Origin of the sequence: Ectobacillus panaciterrae DSM 19096 (assembly GCF_000430785.1) — a bacterium.
Classification (GTDB): Bacteria; Bacillota; Bacilli; order Bacillales; family Bacillaceae_G; genus Ectobacillus; species Ectobacillus panaciterrae.
Window position 1 is genome coordinate 1 of record NZ_AUMR01000031.1, and the last position, 20597, is coordinate 20597.

General features: G+C 42.0%; 21 protein-coding genes and 1 tRNA gene. 9 read left to right on the forward strand and 13 right to left on the reverse strand.

Going from position 1 to position 20597, the window contains the following annotated elements; all coding sequences use genetic code 11:
• Positions 1-1179 (forward strand): malate dehydrogenase (quinone) (gene mqo, locus H540_RS0108910; RefSeq protein ID WP_028400341.1); only part of this gene is annotated, 1179 nt, incomplete at its 5' end.
• A gap of 511 nt (positions 1180-1690) precedes the next feature.
• Entirely contained in the window at positions 1691-3166 is a 1476-nt protein-coding gene (locus tag H540_RS0108915; RefSeq protein WP_028400342.1) for a protein adenylyltransferase SelO, read from the forward strand.
• A gap of 234 nt (positions 3167-3400) precedes the next feature.
• Here H540_RS0108915 and H540_RS0108920 read toward each other — a convergent pair whose 3' ends face one another.
• From H540_RS0108920 to H540_RS0108935, 4 genes are all read right to left on the reverse strand, one after another.
• Positions 3401-5026 (reverse strand): amidohydrolase, encoded by a 1626-nt coding sequence (locus H540_RS0108920; RefSeq protein ID WP_034670653.1) that lies wholly within the window; start codon positions 5024-5026, stop codon positions 3401-3403.
• A gap of 263 nt (positions 5027-5289) precedes the next feature.
• Positions 5290-7119 carry a hypothetical protein gene (locus H540_RS0108925; RefSeq protein WP_028400344.1) on the reverse strand — a complete coding sequence of 610 codons (1830 nt, stop codon included), beginning with the start codon at positions 7117-7119 and terminating at the stop codon, positions 5290-5292.
• Positions 7120-7676: 557 nt separating this feature from the next.
• On the reverse strand, positions 7677-9731 hold the full coding sequence (locus H540_RS0108930) for a hypothetical protein (RefSeq protein WP_028400345.1): 2055 nt from the start codon (positions 9729-9731) through the stop codon (positions 7677-7679).
• Between the two features lie 15 nt (positions 9732-9746).
• Positions 9747-10973 (reverse strand): ATP-grasp domain-containing protein, encoded by a 1227-nt coding sequence (locus tag H540_RS0108935; protein WP_028400346.1) that lies wholly within the window; start codon positions 10971-10973, stop codon positions 9747-9749.
• Positions 10974-11338: 365 nt separating this feature from the next.
• Between H540_RS0108935 and H540_RS0108940 the strand changes: the two genes are divergently transcribed.
• Both H540_RS0108940 and H540_RS29305 read left to right on the forward strand, forming a co-directional pair.
• Entirely contained in the window at positions 11339-11905 is a 567-nt protein-coding gene (locus H540_RS0108940; protein WP_034670655.1) for a GNAT family N-acetyltransferase, read from the forward strand.
• A 634-nt stretch (positions 11906-12539) separates the two neighbouring features.
• Positions 12540-12800, forward strand: coding sequence for a hypothetical protein (locus H540_RS29305; protein ID WP_051317041.1), 261 nt, complete (start codon positions 12540-12542; stop codon positions 12798-12800).
• A 340-nt stretch (positions 12801-13140) separates the two neighbouring features.
• Here the strand turns inward: H540_RS29305 and H540_RS0108955 are convergent, their stop codons facing one another.
• From H540_RS0108955 to H540_RS0108985, 6 genes are all read right to left on the reverse strand, one after another.
• Complete coding sequence (locus H540_RS0108955; protein WP_028400348.1) at positions 13141-13566, reverse strand: hypothetical protein; 426 nt, start codon at positions 13564-13566, stop codon at positions 13141-13143.
• Positions 13567-13796: 230 nt separating this feature from the next.
• Positions 13797-14036 carry a hypothetical protein gene (locus H540_RS0108965; RefSeq protein WP_028400349.1) on the reverse strand — a complete coding sequence of 80 codons (240 nt, stop codon included), beginning with the start codon at positions 14034-14036 and terminating at the stop codon, positions 13797-13799.
• Between the two features lie 22 nt (positions 14037-14058).
• Complete coding sequence (locus tag H540_RS0108970) at positions 14059-14295, reverse strand: helix-turn-helix domain-containing protein (protein WP_028400350.1); 237 nt, start codon at positions 14293-14295, stop codon at positions 14059-14061.
• 299 nt (positions 14296-14594) lie between these two features.
• On the reverse strand, positions 14595-14840 hold the full coding sequence (locus H540_RS29310) for a hypothetical protein (RefSeq protein ID WP_034670658.1): 246 nt from the start codon (positions 14838-14840) through the stop codon (positions 14595-14597).
• Positions 14841-14851: 11 nt separating this feature from the next.
• A complete protein-coding gene (locus H540_RS0108980; protein ID WP_028400351.1) occupies positions 14852-15070 on the reverse strand; it encodes a hypothetical protein in 219 nt (72 codons plus the stop codon).
• 333 nt (positions 15071-15403) lie between these two features.
• Positions 15404-15474: transfer RNA gene (locus tag H540_RS0108985), tRNA-Ala, on the reverse strand.
• A 308-nt stretch (positions 15475-15782) separates the two neighbouring features.
• Between H540_RS0108985 and H540_RS0108990 the strand changes: the two genes are divergently transcribed.
• Both H540_RS0108990 and H540_RS0108995 read left to right on the forward strand, forming a co-directional pair.
• On the forward strand, positions 15783-16217 hold the full coding sequence (locus H540_RS0108990; RefSeq protein ID WP_028400352.1) for an SRPBCC family protein: 435 nt from the start codon (positions 15783-15785) through the stop codon (positions 16215-16217).
• Positions 16217-16588, forward strand: a complete 372-nt coding sequence (locus tag H540_RS0108995) for an ArsR/SmtB family transcription factor (protein ID WP_028400353.1) — start codon at positions 16217-16219, stop codon at positions 16586-16588. Before H540_RS0108990 ends, H540_RS0108995 begins: the two co-directional genes overlap by 1 nt.
• Before the next feature lie 106 nt (positions 16589-16694).
• Here the strand turns inward: H540_RS0108995 and H540_RS0109000 are convergent, their stop codons facing one another.
• Both H540_RS0109000 and H540_RS0109005 read right to left on the reverse strand, forming a co-directional pair.
• Entirely contained in the window at positions 16695-17432 is a 738-nt protein-coding gene (locus H540_RS0109000; protein ID WP_028400354.1) for an NADPH-dependent oxidoreductase, read from the reverse strand.
• A gap of 36 nt (positions 17433-17468) precedes the next feature.
• Positions 17469-17744 carry a putative quinol monooxygenase gene (locus H540_RS0109005; protein ID WP_028400355.1) on the reverse strand — a complete coding sequence of 92 codons (276 nt, stop codon included), beginning with the start codon at positions 17742-17744 and terminating at the stop codon, positions 17469-17471.
• Between the two features lie 453 nt (positions 17745-18197).
• Between H540_RS0109005 and H540_RS0109015 the strand changes: the two genes are divergently transcribed.
• The 3 genes from H540_RS0109015 (at position 18198) to H540_RS0109025 (ending at position 19664) form a co-directional block, all read left to right on the forward strand.
• A complete protein-coding gene (locus tag H540_RS0109015; RefSeq protein WP_028400356.1) occupies positions 18198-18512 on the forward strand; it encodes an ArsR/SmtB family transcription factor in 315 nt (104 codons plus the stop codon).
• 177 nt (positions 18513-18689) lie between these two features.
• Positions 18690-18878: a hypothetical protein gene (locus H540_RS0109020; protein WP_028400357.1), complete on the forward strand. Its 189-nt coding sequence runs from the start codon at positions 18690-18692 to the stop codon at positions 18876-18878.
• 222 nt (positions 18879-19100) lie between these two features.
• Positions 19101-19664 (forward strand): DJ-1/PfpI family protein, encoded by a 564-nt coding sequence (locus tag H540_RS0109025; RefSeq protein ID WP_028400358.1) that lies wholly within the window; start codon positions 19101-19103, stop codon positions 19662-19664.
• Positions 19665-19717: 53 nt separating this feature from the next.
• On the opposite strand, the gene ku is transcribed toward H540_RS0109025, so the two are convergent.
• Positions 19718-20545 carry a non-homologous end joining protein Ku gene (ku, locus tag H540_RS0109030; protein WP_028400359.1) on the reverse strand — a complete coding sequence of 276 codons (828 nt, stop codon included), beginning with the start codon at positions 20543-20545 and terminating at the stop codon, positions 19718-19720.
• Positions 20546-20597: the final 52 nt, after the last annotated feature.

Here is a 20597-nt window from a genome sequence, read left to right on the forward strand (position 1 = left end):
CAGGACTTTATCATGCCATTGCCTCATATGAGTATGGTACAAGGGGAACAAAATGTAACGTTTTTAAAGAAACGTTTTGAAGCGCTGTCAAACAATCCCCTATTCCAAGGGATGGAATTTTCCGATGATCCGGAAAAACTGATGGAATGGATTCCGCTTATTATGCAAGGCCGCGCATCGAATGAACCTATAGCGGCAACAAAAATCGACTCTGGAACTGATGTCAACTTTGGCGCTTTAACGCGCATGTTGTTTGACCACTTAGAGAGTAAAAATGTCGATATAAACTACAAACATAGTGTTAATGATATTAAACGTACTAGTGACGGCTTGTGGGAATTGAAAGTGCGGAATCTCGATAGCGGTACTGTCGAACGCCATACTGCAAAATTCGTCTTTATCGGAGGCGGGGGAGGAAGCCTGCATTTACTGCAAAAATCCGGTATTCCTGAAGGAAAACATATTGGAGGATTCCCGGTAAGCGGAATATTTATGGTGTGTAATAATCCGGATGTTGTAGCGCAGCATCATGCAAAAGTATACGGCAAAGCTAAGGTTGGTGCTCCTCCAATGTCTGTTCCGCATCTTGACACACGATTTATCGACAATAAAAAATCGTTGCTATTTGGACCGTTTGCCGGCTTCTCACCAAAGTTTTTAAAAACCGGTTCAATGTTTGATTTGGTAACTTCCATAAAACCGGATAATCTCTTAACTATGTTGTCTGCAGGTGCAAAAAACATGTCATTGACAAAATACCTGATCGAGCAAGTTATGTTATCGAAAGAAAAGCGCATGGAAGAGATACGTGAGTTTATCCCGAACGCCAAAAGCGAGGATTGGGATTTAGTAGTAGCGGGCCAACGTGTGCAAATTATCAAAGATACTGAAGCTGGCAAAGGAACGCTTCAATTTGGTACGGAAGTTGTTAGTGCCGCTGATGGTTCGATAGCAGCATTGCTCGGCGCTTCTCCGGGTGCTTCTACCGCCGTTCACGTCATGCTTGAAGTAATAACAAAATGCTTCCCGGAACATATGAAAGAGTGGGAACCGAAAATTAAAGAAATGATTCCTTCTTATGGCGTGTCACTAATGGAAAACCCAGAGCTTCTGCACGAAATTCATACTTCAACAGCGCAGACACTTGGTCTAAGCGAAAAAAAGCCGGTCTGTAGTTAATTCTTTGGATGTAGAAACAAAGGAGGTCCATGTGGCAAATTCTTGAGCCACATGGACTTTTATTATGGAGGAAACTCAGGATTTTCAGGTTGTTTTTTACCTATTAATCGAACTGATGTTGAATGTTGAACGGGCAACATAGGATCAAGCTCGAAAGACAGCATAATCCTCACTTTTTTGTGTCCAACTTATTGACTAAAATCCAACCATTCCAAATTATATGGAGTGTTGAAGCGCACAGTTAAGAATATAGGGAGTGGCGGTGGAGATCCGCTTTCATGTTTTTAGCCCTAACGTCTCTGATTTCAGTACATACTTAAAAAATATTTAAAGGGCGCCATCTTTGTGTGGAAAGGGTATAATAAATTGGCAGAAGTAGACATTAAAAAGGGGCTGCCTTGTGTTGATATAGAAAGTAGATAACTAAAAATATCATAGAATTCCTACGATTTTTGTTTTATGTAAAAGAAAAAACTAGGATACAAAAAGACAAAGGAAAAAAGGGGATACCATGACAAAGAGAAAAGACATAATAGAAACAGGATGGAACTTAGACAACAGTTATGCCCGTCTGCCGAAAGCACTTTTTACCAGCCATAGTCCAACCCCTGTACGCTCACCGAAGTTGATTATTCTCAATGATCCGTTGGCAACATCCCTGGGGTTGAACGCCGAGGCGCTGCAAAGCGAAGATGGCGTAGCGGTGTTTGCTGGCAACCGGATTCCTGAAGGTGCTTTGCCGCTTGCTCAAGCTTATGCGGGGCATCAATTTGGGAATTTTACAAGATTAGGGGACGGCCGGGCTCTGCTGCTTAGCGAGCAGATCACTCCTTTGGGTGAACGGTTTGATATTCAGCTCAAGGGTTCAGGTAGAACGCCATACTCCCGCGGGGGAGATGGTCGGGCGGCACTTGGACCGATGCTGCGCGAATACATCATCAGCGAAGCAATGCATGCGCTTGGTATTCCTACCACCCGTAGTCTAGCAGTGGTAACAACTGGTGAGTCAATAATCCGCGAAACCGATCTGCCTGGTGCAATTCTGACCCGCGTGGCCGCCAGTCATCTGCGCGTTGGCACCTTTCAATACGTTGCAAAATGGGGCACAGCCCAAGAACTCCGGGTCCTGGCTGACTATACACTTAAGCGCCATTTTCCAGGCGTTGGAGCTGACGAGAATCGATATCTTTCGCTGCTTCAGGAAGTGATCAAGCGTCAGGCGCTGCTGATTGCCAAATGGCAGCTGGTTGGCTTTATTCACGGGGTGATGAACACCGACAACATGACCATTAGCGGAGAAACCATCGATTATGGTCCTTGCGCCTTTATGGATGAGTATGACCCGGCAACGGTATTCAGTTCCATCGACATTCATGGCCGCTATGCCTATGGCAATCAGCCGTATATTGGCGGATGGAATCTCGCGCGATTTGCTGAAACCCTATTGCCGCTGCTGCATGCCGATCAGGAGCAGGCTGTCAAACTGGCCCAGGATGCGATTTCAGAATTTATGGAATTGTATCACCATAACTGGCTCGCGGGAATGAGAGCAAAACTGGGAATATTTAATGAAGAGATGCAGGATAAATCCCTTATTGAAGATCTCCTCAGTATGATGCAGAAGTATCGTGCGGATTATACCAATACCTTCCGTGCATTAACTTTTGATACAACGGAGGATACGGTTCTGTTTGGGACCCCAGAATTTGCTCAGTGGCATGAGCTGTGGCAGGCGAGACTAGGCAGGCAGGAGGAATCGAAAGCCTCCTCGCATCAGTTGATGCGGAACAGCAATCCTGCGCTAATCCCTCGGAACCACCGGGTAGAAGCGGCACTAGAAGCCGCAGTGAAACAAGGAGACTACAGCGTGATGGAACGGCTTCTTGGTGTTCTTTCAAGCCCCTACGCGCACTCCCACGAACAGGTTGATTATTGCACACTGCCTGCGCCATCAACCCGTCCTTACCGAACCTTTTGCGGTACCTGAGAAGCATTAGGGATGGTTCTTTCTGCTTTTTTCAATCAACTTGACGCCTTGTCATGGTTTACTATTAGTACAAGATAATGCTACCCCTTTACTTGAGGTAGCATTATTAATAATTGTGCGTATAACCAAATTATGACCAGCAGGACGTTCTTAAAGAAGAACTGATTTTAGACAGTTTCAGATAAAAAAGAAAAAACCTTGATTTATCAAGGTTTCTCCCATTCACAGCTTCTTTTAGCATTTCGTAAAAGAATTATCTCTTTGAAAAACTAAATTTCCACCTAAATAAGTTTCTTTAACTAGAACTGTATCAATCTTGTCCATACTCATTTCAAGTATATCCTGGTCAAGCACAATAAAGTCAGCATGATAGCCTACAGCAAGCTGTCCAACATAAGGAATTCGTGTGATCTCCTGCGCTGCTTTTGTGTAAAGCATGATGGCGGTTGGTACATCTACCCTTTGTTCTTGTCCAGTATCCGCACCATCATATGCCAAGCGTGTGACAGCAGACTTGATTCCAACAAATGGATTTACGGGATCAGCCCAAGCGGTCGCAGGTGCATCGGAAGAAAACGCTACTTTTATCCCTGCTTGCAGCATGGATTGAATAGGATAGGTTTGCTTTGTACGCTCAGATCCGAGGTTATTATGGTAGCTCTCAATTTCTGCAAACAAAAAGATTGGTTGGGTAACAAAGGCAATACCCGTTTCAGCAGCACGCTGGATGGCCTGAGGTGTAGGCATTGCCGCATGCTCAATCCGAATGGAAGGTGCATCTGCAAGCCAGCCTTTTTTGCCATAGAAAGTATCAATGATTAAGTCAATCGCCTGCTCGCCCATCGCGTGGACAACCAATTGAATCTGGTTCTGTTCGGCTGCTTTTGCAGCAGCTAATAACTCTTCCTTAGTTGTCGTTTGAATACCGTAATTTTCTTCTTCCCCTAAGAATGGCGGATTGACCCATGCTGTTTTTCCAGAGACGCTTCCGTCTGAGAATAACTTGATACCGCCAATGTGAATTTGATTTTCACTTTTGATTTTATCTGGTCCTAATATAGGCTGCTCCTTCAAATCCTCCCACAGATAATATAGAACAGTACGTTGTTTTAGCCCTTTTTTGCCAGCGGTTTTATACATTTCTAAGTAATCAGTTGACCCAGTTCTACTCGAAAGGTCTGTAATGGCTGTGATTCCATGTGACAGCAGGAAAGGGCTTAATTCGGCAAGTGATGTAGCATCTTCTTCAAGAGATTTAGCTGGCATAATACGACGGACGAGATCTGTTGCATTTTCACGTAATACTCCTGTTGGTTCACCATTTGAATCCCGATCAATCTTTCCGCCTTGTGGATCTGGTGTATCCTTCGTAATGCCTGCTAGTTCCAATGCTTTACTGTTTACAACCGCAATATGGGTACATGTCCGGGTAATGAAAATTGGAATGTCTGATGTGGCTTTATCTAAGTCCCAGCGTGTTGGCGCTCTTCTTTCTGACAATTTCCCTTCATCATACCCCCAGCCTGCAATCCAATTACCCATTTCATTGGATTTACATACATTCCGAATTTGTTCAATTAAATCTGCTATTGAATTAACAAGTGGAGGGGTGCAGGCGATTTGGGTGGATGCATTTGCAAGCCACAAAGGGTGTAAATGGGCATCGATAAGACCTGGAAGCACTCTATGGCCTTTAAGATCAACACAATCTCCTTCTATATTTTCTAAATCTGATTGCTCACCAATCCACACTATCTTGCCATCACGCACGATCATGGTGCTTGCATAGGGTTGTTCCAGATTTGAAGTGAAAATTTTCCCGTTGATAAAAGTTTGCACAGATTGTTTACGAATCGTCATTTGATTTTCCCTCCTCTGTATAAGTTTAGGAAAATAGGGAATGAGTTAGACTGACTTTTTTAACAGTATTCCAATCATTTCATTATCTTGCTTTTGAAAAGTATTTTATGAAAGTGGTGGGGGACTGACTTTTTTCCAAACCCTAGATAACTCCTATTGAAGTAATCTAGGGTTTAAAAGTTTATATCAAAGATTCGAATTTCTTCGTCAATCTTAGTCGAACCGCCGTATACGGAACTGTGCGTAAGGTGGTGTGGGGGACATCAATCTTGCTTTGGAAAGTGAAAAGCATATAAGAAGTACAGAAAATCGTCAAAAGGAAGGGACGACTCGCCCTCTTGTTCACCATTTTCAGAAACGCTTGTTCTGATGGAGTTTCCCCATATTTGCAGGCTGTCGTTATTTGGATTGTAAAAATAAACGCGAATGCAGCCGCTAGGGTCATGGCATACTCTTTGAATAAGTACTGCATGGGCTCCAAGAACTTGACCAGACTGGTTGTAAATGGTGATGCCGGCAGGCTGGGGGAGCCATTCATTGACATTTGGATTCTCCGAAGGGTGATAGTGCCGATAGAATCGGGCTGTAAAGTCGGGGTCACTATAGATATCTGAAAACTCGGTCCATATTCCTTTTATATGAAAAGCCGGGTTGATCCATTTATGGGGATCCTGCCCGCGTCCTCTCACTGATTTCAGCATTTCCAAATATATAGAATCAAGGTGCGGAATCAAGAGTAGTGATATGGTATCAATATTGACTTCATCGTCAAGCGGGGTATGAGGAAGCGTATCGGAAGAAATGGATTTCCCTTCAAAATCAATGGTGAATTTACCGTGTTCTAGAAAGTGATTATACATTTTGAGTAGCATGACCGGCTTCTTTTGTGACCAATAGCTAAGTGCTCTTGTTGATTGGCATGTTGGGTTAAATCCTTGGCCAATACCTAGTGGCTGCCCTAAAACGCTGATCATTCCTGAAACTGCAAGAGAACGAAGGGCAGCTGTATCTGATATTTTATGAACGGCTGAAATTCTATTCTTAATCTTATCATGAATGGGAACCTTTATAAGTTTCTCGATTTCATTGATGAATTCAATCGTAAATACATCTCGCTGCAGAAGGCGCATCATACCATAAATACTTTCCCTTGTATGAACAGTAACGGCTGAAGAGATTAGAGAAGAAACTAAATGCAGATTCAAATGCAAGTTTTCCCTAGCGATTTCGTCCACGGCCAGCAGGTTCTGCAGCAAGTCTGGCTTTTCTTTATTTATATAGTTTAAAAATAATGCATGGAACGGTGAAACAAGTCCGGTATGATGCATGGATGTACGCAGCTGATTAGCTTCCCGAATTAGTAATAAATCATCACTAGCTTTCAAGTTATTTTCATAACTTTCCCCAGCAGCGGCAGCTATATCTGATGGAGAATAAACCGCATTTTCGTAATGCATCAAGCCTGAATCCGCCTCTTCCAGACCGCCGGCTAATCTTTTTGCACTAGCAATCAATTTCAGGATTTTGTTTGTTACAATTGGCCTTTGGACAGCGAGATTATCTACTTCCTGATATAGACTTTGAAAAACAAGTGGAGAAAAACAATGGTCTGAGATAAATCCTAGAATCTCTGACGCCTCTTTGTCGTTGTAAAGCTGCTTTACTCGATTTTCTTCCGTTCCCTTCATGAGCAGCAGATCTAGGTTCAAAGCCATAACTCTCGTCAAAAATTCAGTTGCTTCATACGCCGACATTTCTGGATGTACATAATCACCTCTGGCAATGGCGAGAATTCTCAGATTGCTCAATGCCTCGGCTGCTGCCATGATGCCGCCAGCATGAAAAGTGCCTCTAACAAGAACAGGATTGAGCTTGCGAACATTCTCCCATGGCTTCCCCGCAAAGACCCCAGTTTCATCAAAGAGATGTGCATATTTAAAAAGTTTTTCCAATCCATTCGCTTCCTTGAGAAGGGCAGCAGTTTCTTCAAGAACTGCTTGCTGAAATAAACTTTTATTTGGTGTGGAAGCTCGCTGTAACTGATTAAAGGCTCTTTGAAACGAATCCTCTAAAGTAAATAGAAAAAGTCCCATATGTCCATTCTCCCTTCTAGCGTCATATTGGTCAAATGGGTTGCTGGTTTACCTAACCACATCAAGGTTTACCTGCCTGAGTTAGTGGACGAAAATTGAGCGATGAGAAGAAAAACAAATGCTTCGTTCAGATCGAGAAGTGATGGCGGTTTAGCTGGTAAAGGTGTTCTTCAACTTCAACAGTTGAACCGAAGCGAGTTGTAGGAGTATGCTCGTTTAGTTTATTTTTTGAATATTCTTAAGGTTCTATATTGTTTAATTAATGTAACATTAAATGGGAGATATTTCAAATGATAATTCATCCTTTTCACTCTGTTGGGCAGACTCCTAGGAGTTTGGTCTATATAGAACGAACTAAAGAGTTATAGTTTAAGACATAGCCGATCGATGGCCGTCTGCGGCTGTTTGTTCACTTCGTGAATGAACTCCTTGACACGCGTTCGGATCGCTTCAACAGATGCGTAAAACACATTCTAGACAATATATGTTTAGAAAAACCTAAAGAGGACCACGAAATTACATTCCGGGTCCTCAGGATCTTTTGGTCTATAAATAATTTAGATAAGTACTGGGACTGCTTCTTCATCCCACACATAATTCTTGCCCCAGCTGTCTTTTGCCAGTGCTTCCACTTTTTCAACAAGGCTGTCCTCAACCATGTAGGTGTCTCCCTGTTGGTATGGGTTATAATGAAAAGCGTACATTCTGGATAAAAGCTCATGAAACGGCAGGGACGATTCACCTTCAAGTTCACCAAAACCTGAAACGCTTGGCTTGATGTCTTGGCCCCAGTTTTGACCGCTGTCATTGTTAGGATTGTAAAAATAAATCCGGCAATCCCCGTTTTGGTCTTTTTCAATCCTTTGAATCGATACAGCGTGAAGACCGAGCAGATCTCCATGTACGTCTGTCGTAAAAATGCCAATTGGATTTGGATAAATCAATTCATACCCTTCATTATAGTCCGGATGGTGGGTGGCATAGAACAGTCTGGCGAAAGTCGGATAATTTGTGACATTCAGTGTGGATGGATCGATAGCATTTATAAAGCCATTCGGAATCCACTTACCGTAAAATTCCGGGTTTACCCACTTATGGCCATCCTCTGCGAAAAGAAGGGTTCGTTTCATCATTTCGAAATAAATTTTATCGAGATGAGGGACAAGAACATTTGAGACCGGATCCAAATCCGGATGGATTTCTTCGGCAACTCCTCCGGAAAGGAGGAATGAATGGATTGTCTCTCCTTCAAATGCCATTTCAATATCATTGTTATGCGCGGCATGGGCAATGTATTCAAGCAACTGGTCGATTCCATACTGGGACCAGAGGGATATCGCTCTTGCAGATTGACAAGTTGGATTGAGACCTTGTCCAACCCCAAGCGGCTGACCTAGAACACTTATAACTCCGGCAACGAGCACACCATTTGGGCTAATGCCTCCCTGTTTATATTCATTCTTTAAAAGTGTTTGTTTCACCTGAGCGTGGAGAGGAAGCTCAAACAGGCGTCGAATGGCAGGCGCGACCGTATCTTGTGTCATCACCCCACGGTCAAGCATCCTTGAAAGGCCGTATATTGCTTGGCGTGTTTCAGGGAAAATGGCAAGCTGGATGATGTCGTGAATCAGTTCTTTATTGGCATGGAAACTTGTAGTCCCAATTTCCGATAAACCAAGAGAAGCTGGAATCAAGTCAGGGTTCTTTCGGTTAAGAAATCGTAGCAGCACGGCATGATAAGGGGAAACAAGCCCAGTATCTTTCATAGCGTCTGCGAATGCCTTAGCTTCAGCCTCAAGCTTTGAAGCGGATTTCTTCCGTCCTCTCTTTTTAGACTCTTCGACAGTGTTAGATTCTGCTGCACGTTCTTCATCATAGGCAGCCTCTAGCATGATTCCGTAGTCCCTTTGATTGGAAGCCTTCTTGCTTAGCTGTGTTGGAGCATTGGCAGAACGTGAGTACTTTTCAAGAGCTTTCGCAGTTTTTTCATCAATTCCATTTTTAATTAATTGTTCAGACATGCTGATCATGTTTAAAATTCTTCCGACCATGATCGGACGCTGAACCGTTAGGCGATCGATCTCTTGGACAATTTTATCCGCGATCTCTCTAAAGGAAAGCTCCTGGCCAAGGTAGCGGAACAAACGCTGCCCCCGTAAAATATGGTCTTCAAATTGAATACTGCCTTCCTCGGTTTTCGGCGGCAACAAAAGGTCGAGATTAAGAGCCAGGACTTCATTTAAAAAAGCTTCTGCCTCATTCGCCTTCAAGCTCTCATGAATGTAATCTCCTTTTGCGATTGCAAGCATTCTCATTTCACTTAACAATTCAATAATGGAGTTGGCTCCTCCTTTAAGCTTCAGTGAACCGCCGACTAGAGGCGGCTGCATTTTAGTCGGGTCTTCCCATGGACCTCCATAGAAGACACCGGCTTTTTCAAACCGATGTGCATTTCCGTAGATTATCGCCAGTCCGTCATCCGAACCAGCAAGCTCGATTGCCAGTTGGAAGACTTCCGTTTGGTACATGCATTTAGCGAATGGTTTTGCCTGCTCAAGTCTGCCTAGAGCAGTTTCAAATTTATCTTTTAAAACTCCTGTATAATTACTCATCCTTCTCTTCGCTCCTTAAAGGTAGAAATTATATTTTACATATTTTTTCATGAGGGTTCTCATTTTCTCGCTATCATCCCCAAAGAAGAAAATCGTACCGTAATGGTTCCCGAATCCTACACGTTCTGCTACTTTGGATGTGACAGGAATGAACATATCATGTTTGGTAAAATAAGGATCTTGTTTGAGCTCCTCAGGTATATTCAGCTTGTCGATGATTTTTACATTCGGATATACCATCAGACTGCCGGCATGTCCTTTTGCTGAGACCACTTCTTCAGGGAAGAAGGCTTCCAGTTCTTCTTCGGTTGTATCCGGGTCACTACAAAGCACTTGAGCCTGAAACGCGCTAAAGCCATAGGCCTTTTCAATTAACTCAAAAATATGGCCGCCAGGAACGCGAGCAGCCACTTCGCCGAAATGCAAGGATCCATCTGAGGCAAGGAAATATTCAGGATGAATGATGCCGTATTTAATATCGAAAGCATCCACAAGCTTCTCAATCTCTGCCTTGATCTGTGGCCGCCACTTTTCAAGTGAAGGAGAAGCAGGCACGAAGTTGGTGTGGCCAAGCTGTATGTATTCGGTAATATTCAGGAATCTTAGTTTGCCGTCATGGATAAATGCCTCGCAGGAGAATTCCTGACCCTCGAGGTGGCTTTCCATTAGAAGCGGAAGTTCCGAATCAGGAATTAGGTCAATCTCGTGTGGATCCCGAATCATCCGATGACCGACCGTACCTGCTTTATCAAATGGTTTAACATGGATAGGGTCATTGCTCTCTCCTTCTAGCTTAAGCAATGTCTCATTGACTCTCTTTAAGAAACGATGGATATCTTCCTTGGTGTACGCCTCTTCAAAGACTCCCACCCGGATGCCCGCCATTTGTGCTCTACGCTTCATCAATCCTTTGTCTCTTAATAGAAGAGAGTGTTTGAAAATTCGCGGGTTATTTCTAAGCTTTGCATTTAAAATGCCAGCCCATTCAACGGTTTCTTCATATATCGGTACAGTAATTTTTGTATTAAGATCCTTCAATTTTTCGTAGAGTTCATCTGCTCTCTCATTTAAACCCTCAAAGTTCCACGGGATAAACTGGATACTGTGGGTGTCTGCAAAATCCTGAAATTCAGGTGGACCAACAACTACATATGGTCGATCCATTTTGTCAATCGCTTCTATTGCAGGAAGGCTCCAGCCCAACAATGCTGTTATTTTCCCCTTATTCTCTACCATGCCCATAACTATCCCTACCTTTTGAAGTATGTAATATGAATTGTAATCTCCTATATTCTATCAAAAAACTATTTTGCAAAAAATATAAAATTTTCTCTATATTTCGACAGAAAACCTATTTTTCATCCTAAAATATAGAATAAAAGGGTTAATATAGGTGGTGAAATTCATGCTGATTCGACAAAAAAACCCTGTTTAAAAGTTTTATTCCAGGATATAGAATAGATGATGTAATTATTATACATATCCTAAATGAATTTTTGACATCTATGCCGAGCTCATAAGTTGTTTTTATATGGATTATTTTTTCTTTTTATCCAAAATATAAAACTTTTAAATTATTCATCTTTAAACAAAGGGGAGCAAAAGTGATGGGCGACTGGTATACTAGGTTAATTGATTATTTTCCAGAAATAGAAATGAAATCTAAAAAGCATTTTGAAAGCCTTTTTCATGAAAAAGAAGGAATCTATCAATTAGAGGAAGGCCGAGATCACGTACTTGTATATTTCGAACAGCCTGATTATATCTTCATTGATTATATTCTAGTATCCGGGAGCAGTCGCGGAAAAGGAACAGGCAGTATGATTCTGGATCGGCTGAAACAAAAGGGGAAAGCAATTATACTGGAGGTTGAGCCAATTACTTTTAATGATGCCAATTCGGAAAAAAGAGTACGATTTTATGAAAAGAATGGTTTCCTCAAGATGAATTCCATTCAGTATGAAAGGATACATATGGTCACAAATGAGTTGAATAAAATGGATGTTTTTGCTTGGGCGCCAGTCCACAGAACGGAACTATGGGTGTATGACCGAATGCAGGACATATATGGTGAGGTACATGCTTTTAAAGCTATGGAACTGTATGGGTGCAATCCTCAGCCGGTATCAGATGTCCTCTGTCTGAGAGAGTTAGCGTTTAGTAAGCTTGGCTGATGTTATACAAGTCTCTAGAGTCAGCAGGGGGGATCTATATTCTTCCAGGTGAAAAGCGCAGACTTCCCCTGTTGTTGAGAAACCAATGAATTTCAGCATGTACTTCTACTGGTAATGTACGATGGATCAATCTGCGGGAGCAGTACAGAAATATTTCCAGTCTATTAAATCATTGTCGATGAGCTTCAGGAACGGGGAATCGAATTGAAAAGCCTGAAAGAGAACATTGATATGGTGGGGATTCATTATGAAAGTAAGAGGTAGAATAGTTATATTGCTTCTTTCCTGCGTATTAGCTTTATCGGCATGCGGAACAAAACAAGAAGTAACAACAGGATAGGATAGTAAAGCAAAAACAGATGAAACGAAAACAGCGGAAAAGGGAACTACTCAAACAACAACTCAAAACAAGCCTAAAGAGGATGGTACTAATACTAATCAATCAACACAGAAACCGCAGTCCGATACCAACACTACTACTAATCCACCAGCACAGCAGCCAAAGTCCAATTCTTCCGATTACAGTACATATAACGGAACTTGGACTGACTCTGATGATTATTGCGGAAATGGTTACTATCTTACGCTTCAATTTACTGACAAAAACAAAGCTAACGTTGGTTTAGCAGCTGCTATGTATGGAACTAAAGCACAAAAATGTGGGAATACAAAACCGGATAATATAGAAGATGCTGTTGTTACATTTGATCAAACTGGTGTAGGAACGTATACCTTCGTTGATGGAAGAGATGGTGAAACACAAATCCAAGCAACAATAAAGCTTGCCAATAACAAAGTAACGTTAACGACAAAGCATCTCAATCATCCGCAATCCAGCGATACTCTTTTTGGGGATAATCGCACTACGGAATTACCGTATCATAATAAAAAATAGCAAAATGTAACAAAAAGGCTAATCGATTGAGGTTAGCTTTTTCTATTGCGGTCGGCCGTTATTCTTTCGCTGATCCGCTGCTAACGAAGGGCGAGGGGGGCAACCCTATCACAAGAGGAAGGGGGGCATTGTGAGCGCAATACGCCTGATGATAGACGAACATGAATGCCAAATCCTCAATCAATTGCTTTCTTGCGTTTTGCATAAACGACCATCTCCTTTAGTAGTCAGTTTAGCCATTTACACAAAACTTTTTACATTCTCGATGACTGTGCCATGTGAGGTACTAAGTCTATAGGAACAACGTAAAAAAGACGGTGGGATAAGCCCGTCGTCTTGCTTATTCAAATCCAATTTCTGTTTTATCGTCTGATGTGAAGTATCTTATGGCTGTTTCGTCGTATCCTTGCAAACCACTATTCGCAACGGCGTCTTTTAATTTTGTTCTCGTTCTATAACCGAAATTCTTCCGTAGGCCTTCGTCTGCATTTGACAATGCTGTTTTGTCAACGAAAACATATACGACATACAAGTTATTCTCTTTTTTTAATTCAATCGCTGTAACAGTACCGCCGAAATACTCTTTAATTTCTTTCGTTCTACGTTCAAAACTTTTCATCATTCGTGTTTGTTCATCTTCTGGTTGTTCTGTCTTCGCCGTTGTTTGTTGTGCTTTCGGCTTCTCCTCTTGAACCGCTTCTTTTTCGCCGCAAGCCGCTAACATTACAACCGATAAACCAACTGCTAATACTGATTTCCTCATCAGTTTAATCCTCCCAATATAAATTCCTAAATATTAGTATACTATGGAATTTCTTACTGAATAAATAAAAAAAGACGTCCATTAGGACACCTTCAATCCAAATTCATACTCGATAGGAACAAAGCGATAAATAATATACTCCATCCAATGATATTTCGTTTTGTTTCCGCTTCCATTCTCCGTCATCTCCTATGGTTGGATTTTAATCTACTATATACTCTGTATAGAGTGGATTATTCGCCACGTCCTTTTTCAATAAATTTCAAAGCATATTCAAATTCTTGCTCTAGATACTGTTTCAAATTTCTTTCATGTTCAACACGAGCTTTCTCATTCATCTGAGGCATAGGACGGTCCTCGCTCCAATAATAATCTTTGGCTTGAGATTTTGCTTGTGTGTTATCACCGATGAAAAATAATAAAACAATAGCCACTGCTGGCAATATTAGTTCTTTCAGCCATTCCTTTTTCAAAATAAACAACTCCTACGATGGATTATTCGCTTTCCCATGGACGATACTTCTTCCTAAGTTCCGTCATTTCCTCTTTTTTTTCGACTAAATCTTCACGAAGGAATAAACTAATCGCTCCAGATTTCTTAATTGGCGTGATCTTCCCGCTTTTTATCATGGTACTCATTCTTGCTCTTGAAATGCCCAACAGTTCCTGTGCTTCTGGAGTGGTTAATACTTCATCACGAATGAATTGTCTTTTATCAAAAGCTTGTAACATATAAAAATCACTCCCAGTTTATATTTTTCTTTAATATGTTCAAATTCCTGTCGATTTTGGAAACCAAGATGTGCAGGTTCTTATTTTCCAGAGTTGAAAAATCTTCTCCTTTTTCCTTGCTAAAGTTAATAGTTTGATTGATTAAGCGAAGGCACGACTTGATTTACGCCAAGTCCATTTGAATTGCTTCCTTTGAGAGAATGTCGATTTTTTCTTGGTTCACTGAAATGCCTCCTTTGTAATTTCCTAAGGAGGTAATGTGTTTACCGCCTTAGTTCTTCAAGGTAGTAACGTGATTACTACCTCCATCCACGCAAACGCTGCTCAATCTGTTCTGCACTCACAACATCGAAAAGCTTAATTTTCGTCAGTAATGAGGATGACCGTATTTCCTCGATTGCTTCCGCAACATATCTTACATCTTTCAGTAAACCCAACTCGATATACAGTTCCAGTGTTCGCATAGCAAGATATTCATTCGCATTTTCTCCATGAAACAACTGGGAAAGCGTATCAACAGCGCTATCAACAGTCAATTTATCCATATTATCACTCCTTAAACTTTTATCTCTCCAAGCAATTGAAAGTGCTCATGTAACCATTCACTTTTTTCAAAGAAATAGTGTCTCGTACCTCTGTCAGAGATGAAGTAAAGGCATCCTGTTTCTTCTTCTTGCGCCACATCGTATACCTTGCCCGCAGTAGCCGCTTTTCCTATTACTAAGTTCAATCTTAAATCTTTTAAATGGACGTCTTTTAAACAAACCATAATCATGTTATTGACCTCCGTTTTCCCTTACCCAATGATAAGATAAGCCATTTTTAGTGTATAGATTTAATTCCTTTATAATGAAGAAATTCCTCTAATGATGTTGCGACAATATTCTTAAGTAAAAACCACACTTTATTTGCTTTTTGCAATAAAAAGCATTGTCGTTATTTATCGAAAGATATTTATGTAGCTCCTCCTTAAAAAACGAATCTGAACTTTTGGCTTTTCGTCAAAATAACCGAATGAAGACATGAAAAAAGCACTTCGCTAATTCTGGATTCCAGAATTAGCGAAGTGCTTAAGTCAAATTATGACCGTAATCAACATGTTTTTTAATGGAGCTAAGGAGAATCGAACTCCTGATTCCACAATGCCATTGTGGTGTATTCCCGCTATACTATAGCCCCAAGATATGATTTCCTGACGAGACGCTGCCAGCAAAGCGCTCTCCCAGATGAGCTAATGCCCCGAAATATGACTCTATTTGTATTATAAAGAATTTTAAGGAAATGTAAACCCTTTTATATAAGTTTTCATGACCTTCATTTAAAAAATCGCCTTAGAATGTTCACGGATTAGAATAATAAAGTCATTTCATTTTTCTTGAACTAACAGATAATCAAGTAAAAGACAGGCGTTGACATACAACCAAAAGGTTTCGTATAATGAAAACGAAACCTTTTGGTTACATATTGAATCAATCCGGAGGTACAACATGCAAAACAATAACCAAGCTACAGTGTCAGATATCAAAAAAATTATTGTCTTTAATGCTCCAATCCAAAAAGTATGGGATGCAGTCTCCACTTCAGAGGGCATCGCCGCATGGTTCATGCCGAATGATTTTCAGCCGGAGACAGGTTATGAATTCCACTTGCAATCACCATTCGGCCCTTCGCCTTGTAAAGTGCTGGAACTTGATCCTCCTAATCGTCTTTCTTTTTCTTGGGATGTATCAGGCTGGGTTGTTTCGTTTGAATTGAAGGAGCTGGACGGAAAAACAGAGTTTACGCTTATCCATTCCGGTTGGAAGGAAGCTGACGAGATTGTTCCAAAAGCGGGACAAAAGAATTCCGAAGTTCGCGACAGAATGAATATGGGCTGGGAGATGCTTGTTAAGGAAAATCTCCGAAAGGCAGTCGAGGGCTAATGTCCACAGCGCCAAAGCATGACGTGTTTCAAGCAATAGCCGATCCTACCCGGCGGCAGCTGCTTCGGCTGCTTGCGGAAAATGAGCTGCCGATTACGGAGATAAGCAGTCATTTTCCGATGAGCCGTACGGCTGTTTCTAAGCATCTTGGCATTTTGTCAGAGGCAGAGCTTGTGAGCGGGCGGAAGGTTGGGCGGGAGAAGCGGTACAAACTCAATCCGGCGCCATTGGCCGAGTTGAAGCAATGGCTTTCCTTTTATGAGCAATTTTGGGATAACAAGCTCGCTATGCTGAAGCATTATGTGGAGAACGAGGAGATAGGTGATTTGAAACTCGCGGAATTGAAACGTGATGAGCGGGAACCGGAATAACAGCTTCATGCTGATGAAAAATTGCAGAATGGCTTTTCAAGCATGTAATAAAAAACAGGCGGAGTGTCCGACACTCCGCCTGTTTTTTATTGAAATTACAGCTTTTTTACTCAAACTTAAATCCTTGCTTCTCCAGCATCGCTCTTACTTCAGGATAGTACACGCGATTATAAATACCGGAGACAGTTTGCGACCAAGTTCGCTCTTCTTTACCGCCAGTACGTTCTTTCATATACGCAGATACTTGTGCATCATATTCTTTTACTAAGTCTGTTAAATTCGTGTTGTACGCTTCTTTATGATAAACGGCCTCCTGCGGGAAACGCGGTTTTAATGCAGACGGATCTGCTGGGTGCCCCACTACAAGGCCGCATACAGGGAATACATATTCAGGAATGTTCAGAAGTTCAATTAATTCTTGTGGGCGTTTTCTTGCTCCGCCAATCGGCACGATGCCAAGTCCCATCGCTTCTGCAGCTGCGATTGCGTTGCCCATCGCAAGACCGACATCTGTTGCGCCGACAAGCATGGATTCTACGCTGTCTGTAATGACTAGTTTTTCATTGTTTAATTCTGCGGCAATTTTGGCACGGTAGAAATCTGCGCAGAATAAAAGGAACACGGGTGCCTGTGCAATCCAAGGCTGGCCGCCGGCAAGCTCGGCGATTTTCGCTTTTTTCTCAGGGTTTTGCACGCTGATGATCGTCACTTGCTGACCGTTGATGGAAGACGGCGCTGCTTGTGCGGCTGTTACGATTTGGTTGAGCTGCTCCTCGGTTACCGGTTCGTTCGTGTAGCTGCGGATGGAGCGGTGGTTCGTTAATGTTTGCATTACTTTGTTCATGTTTATCTATCCTTTCTGGCTGTATGGTTTATAGACTTATATACGTTTTGCGTTTAACGGCTCAATGAGAACGCCTTGTGCGAATTTCACGAATTTCATGAAATGAGGGGTTTTGTTATGAGCTTCAATTGCAGCTTCGTCTGCCCATTCTTCTAGCATCACAAAACGGTTGCGTTGTTCCACGTCTTCATATAGGCGATAGCTAATATTGCCTTCTTCAGCTTGCGTAGCTGCGGTAAGAACTTTCGCTTTTTCTAAAAATTCTTCGCAATGCTCAGGGTTGATTGTCATATAAACTTGGAGAGTGATCATGTTCGTTGCCTCCATATTTAAGTTTTTGTTTTAAAGTTCTAAGGTTATCGAACATTGATACTTTAACATAAGATAAAAGTTTTCGCAAAGAATATGATTCGATATTTTCTGGAAGGTTATGTAAAGTTTTATAAGGGAATAGCTGCCAATTCGTTATATAATAGATCTAATCAACGGATAAAGGGGATTGGCCATGAAGAAAGATACGTGTGTTGTACAGGAGCTCGAGGAGTTGAAGGAAAAAGTCGTGCGTCTGGAAAAGCTGCTTGAGAAGGAGAAACGCGCGGGTTCTATTCTTGTATTATGATATACCGAATCTTGATTATCTTGTCATCTTTTTCATGTAAAGATGCAGGAAGCACATATATATTTTTTAGGAAAAGTTAGCTCTAAGTGAAAATACGAAAAACGCAGAACATTGATACATAAACAGGTTTATGATACATTTTTTATATGAGAACACCATATCAACCGCCTATTTCAGAAATTAAATTAACATCCGTTTTGCATGCATTAAGCGATCCGACGCGTTTGCGCATCGCGAAGTGCTTGACTAAAACGAAGGAACAGCATTGCGCTTCTTATTTAAACTTGAACGTTTCTAAATCTACTTTGTCCCATCATATCAAGGTGCTGCGGGAAGCAGGCGTGATTCAAGTGCGCATAGAAGGAACGCAGCATTTTTATTCTCTGCGGACGGAGGATCTGGAAGCATTGTTTCCGGGGCTCATGCCGTCGATTTTGCAGGCGGAAGAGCATATGATGTAACTTAAAAATACCCCTTCTAATAGACGTGTGTCTGCTTAGGAGGGGTATTTTTATAGGCTCTTTTTTTAATGTCTTCAAGAGAGACGTTGATTTTTTCTGGCACCGTGCATAAATCACAGCTTCCTAAAAACAATAACAGTAGAAAAATTCATCACGTTTTAAAGGAGCGTACTCAATATGAACATAGACGGAAACGATAAAGCGATCATTGAGCAGGCATTAAAAGCGGCGGCCGCCAACACGACGGATTATCAGGAAATTTGTCAATATGAGAGCGTGCTTGAAAAGCTGGGAACTAAGTCTGTCGGGGCGAACGCAAAAGAAGACGGCTTCCGTTACGATTATGATGACTCTTCGGATGTATAACATAAAAGAGCTGCGGCTTTCTTAGAGAAGCGAAGGGGAAAAAACATACCTTATAAGAAGGGAAATTCATGCATATTCAGGTTGAATATAGAAATTTCGATAATAAAATTATCATAAAAAATTTCTTTCCCTTTATCTTCCAAGTGCTATATAATCAATAGTGGGAACAGCGATGCATCGGCTTCTTCAGACTCCCAAACGTGAGAAAAGGGGAGAAGAAGTATGGAAAAGAAGGTTTTAATCTTAGCAGGAGATGCAGTGGAAGCGTTAGAAGTGTATTATCCGTACTATCGTTTGCTTGAGGAAGGCTATGAGGCGACGCTGGCGGCGCCAAAGCAGAAGAAGCTTCACACGGTTGTTCACGACTTTGAGGATTGGGATACATACACGGAGAAGCCGGGATACGGCATTGAAGCGACTGCTTCGTTTGCGGATGTGGATCCAACAGAATATGCGGGGCTCATTATTCCAGGCGGACGCGCGCCGGAGTATATTCGCATGAACGAGCATGTGCCGGCGATTGTTCGTCATTTTATAGAGACGGATAAGCCAATCTTGGCGTTTTGCCATGGCGCGCTGCTATTTACGGTTGTTCGCGATGCGTTGCAAAACCGCAGGCTGACTGCTTATACGGCATGCAAGCCGGAGGTAGAGGCACTCGGAGCTGAATACGTAACGGCAGGCTGCTACGTGGATAGAAATTTGATAACGGGACATGCGTGGAACAACTTGCCTGATTTGATGCGTGAGTTCATGAAACAAATGAAAGCCGTTATGCACGTTTGAGATATAGAAGCTTTCGATTAAAGTGAAAAGAGGAGCGCTGTGTGCGCTCCTTTTCAGCTTGTCGCCTTTTTCGTTTTTTTGTGCGGCGGCTTTCCTTTCGTATGCTCGATGCTGGCGGTTAAGGCTTCCATGATGTTCAATATGCTTTCTTTGTTCGTATGGACAATTGGCTTTATTTGCAGGTCTTCTTCTTTTTCAATTTTCCCCTCGATTAAATCAAGAAGCGCAGTCCGATACTCGTCCTTATAATCCTCCGGTGCGAACGGTTCGGTAAGCTGGTTGATAAGGGTAATAGCAGCGACGAGTTCCTTCATGTGAATGGTAATTTGGTCGTCGGCGGGAAGATTTGGCACACGGTCTGCGGTTCGGACTTCATCTGGATAGTGAATGGTTTCTAAAATGAGCGCATGCTCGTGCACGCGAATGACTGCGAGATGCTGGCGGCTGCGCAGCGTGATTTTGACGATGCCGATTTTGCCTGTGCGCTCTAATGCTTGCCGGAGGAGAATATACGGTTTTTCAGAGCCTTCTGTCGGACTGATAAAGTAAGAACGTTCAAAGTAAATCGGATCGATTTCTTCAAGCTGCACGAAGGAAATGAGATCGACTGCTTTTACTTCATATTCTTTTTTGAGTGCGCTCAGCTCTTCATCGCTGAGCAAAACGTATTTGTTCGGACCGTATTCGTACGCCTTCACGATATCCTCAGGGTCCACGCTGCCATCCTCGCAGCCCGGCGCGATTTTTTCATATTGAATAGGAATGAGACAGTCCTTATGAATGCTGATGAGCTTCACATCTTTATCCTCAACGGCGCTGTGGAGCTTGACGCCGATATTGACGAGGCCGAATGTTAAATTTCCTTTCCATACTGTGTGCATCATATCACCTGCGCGTATAGTTTTTTGTTACTTTTCCCAAATGTAAAGAAAT

Bases quoted from the DNA above. Each gene is read 5' to 3' on its own strand.
- H540_RS0108940 (WP_034670655.1), top strand. From the start codon at position 11,339: ATGGGCGACTGGTATACTAGGTTAATTGATTATTTTCCAGAAATAGAA.
- H540_RS0108970 (WP_028400350.1), bottom strand. From the start codon at position 14,295: ATGTTACAAGCTTTTGATAAAAGACAATTCATTCGTGATGAAGTATTA.
- H540_RS0109000 (WP_028400354.1), bottom strand. From the start codon at position 17,432: ATGAACAAAGTAATGCAAACATTAACGAACCACCGCTCCATCCGCAGC.
- H540_RS0108995 (WP_028400353.1), top strand. From the start codon at position 16,217: ATGTCCACAGCGCCAAAGCATGACGTGTTTCAAGCAATAGCCGATCCT.
- H540_RS0108990 (WP_028400352.1), top strand. From the start codon at position 15,783: ATGCAAAACAATAACCAAGCTACAGTGTCAGATATCAAAAAAATTATT.
- H540_RS29310 (WP_034670658.1), bottom strand. From the start codon at position 14,840: ATGGATAAATTGACTGTTGATAGCGCTGTTGATACGCTTTCCCAGTTG.
- H540_RS0109005 (WP_028400355.1), bottom strand. From the start codon at position 17,744: ATGATCACTCTCCAAGTTTATATGACAATCAACCCTGAGCATTGCGAA.
- H540_RS29305 (WP_051317041.1), top strand. From the start codon at position 12,540: ATGTATGGAACTAAAGCACAAAAATGTGGGAATACAAAACCGGATAAT.
- H540_RS0108920 (WP_034670653.1), bottom strand. From the start codon at position 5,026: ATGACGATTCGTAAACAATCTGTGCAAACTTTTATCAACGGGAAAATT.
- H540_RS0109020 (WP_028400357.1), top strand. From the start codon at position 18,690: ATGAACATAGACGGAAACGATAAAGCGATCATTGAGCAGGCATTAAAA.
- H540_RS0109025 (WP_028400358.1), top strand. From the start codon at position 19,101: ATGGAAAAGAAGGTTTTAATCTTAGCAGGAGATGCAGTGGAAGCGTTA.
- ku (WP_028400359.1), bottom strand. From the start codon at position 20,545: ATGCACACAGTATGGAAAGGAAATTTAACATTCGGCCTCGTCAATATC.
- H540_RS0108925 (WP_028400344.1), bottom strand. From the start codon at position 7,119: ATGGGACTTTTTCTATTTACTTTAGAGGATTCGTTTCAAAGAGCCTTT.
- H540_RS0108930 (WP_028400345.1), bottom strand. From the start codon at position 9,731: ATGAGTAATTATACAGGAGTTTTAAAAGATAAATTTGAAACTGCTCTA.
- H540_RS0108935 (WP_028400346.1), bottom strand. From the start codon at position 10,973: ATGGGCATGGTAGAGAATAAGGGGAAAATAACAGCATTGTTGGGCTGG.
- H540_RS0108915 (WP_028400342.1), top strand. From the start codon at position 1,691: ATGACAAAGAGAAAAGACATAATAGAAACAGGATGGAACTTAGACAAC.
- H540_RS0108980 (WP_028400351.1), bottom strand. From the start codon at position 15,070: ATGATTATGGTTTGTTTAAAAGACGTCCATTTAAAAGATTTAAGATTG.
- H540_RS0109015 (WP_028400356.1), top strand. From the start codon at position 18,198: ATGAGAACACCATATCAACCGCCTATTTCAGAAATTAAATTAACATCC.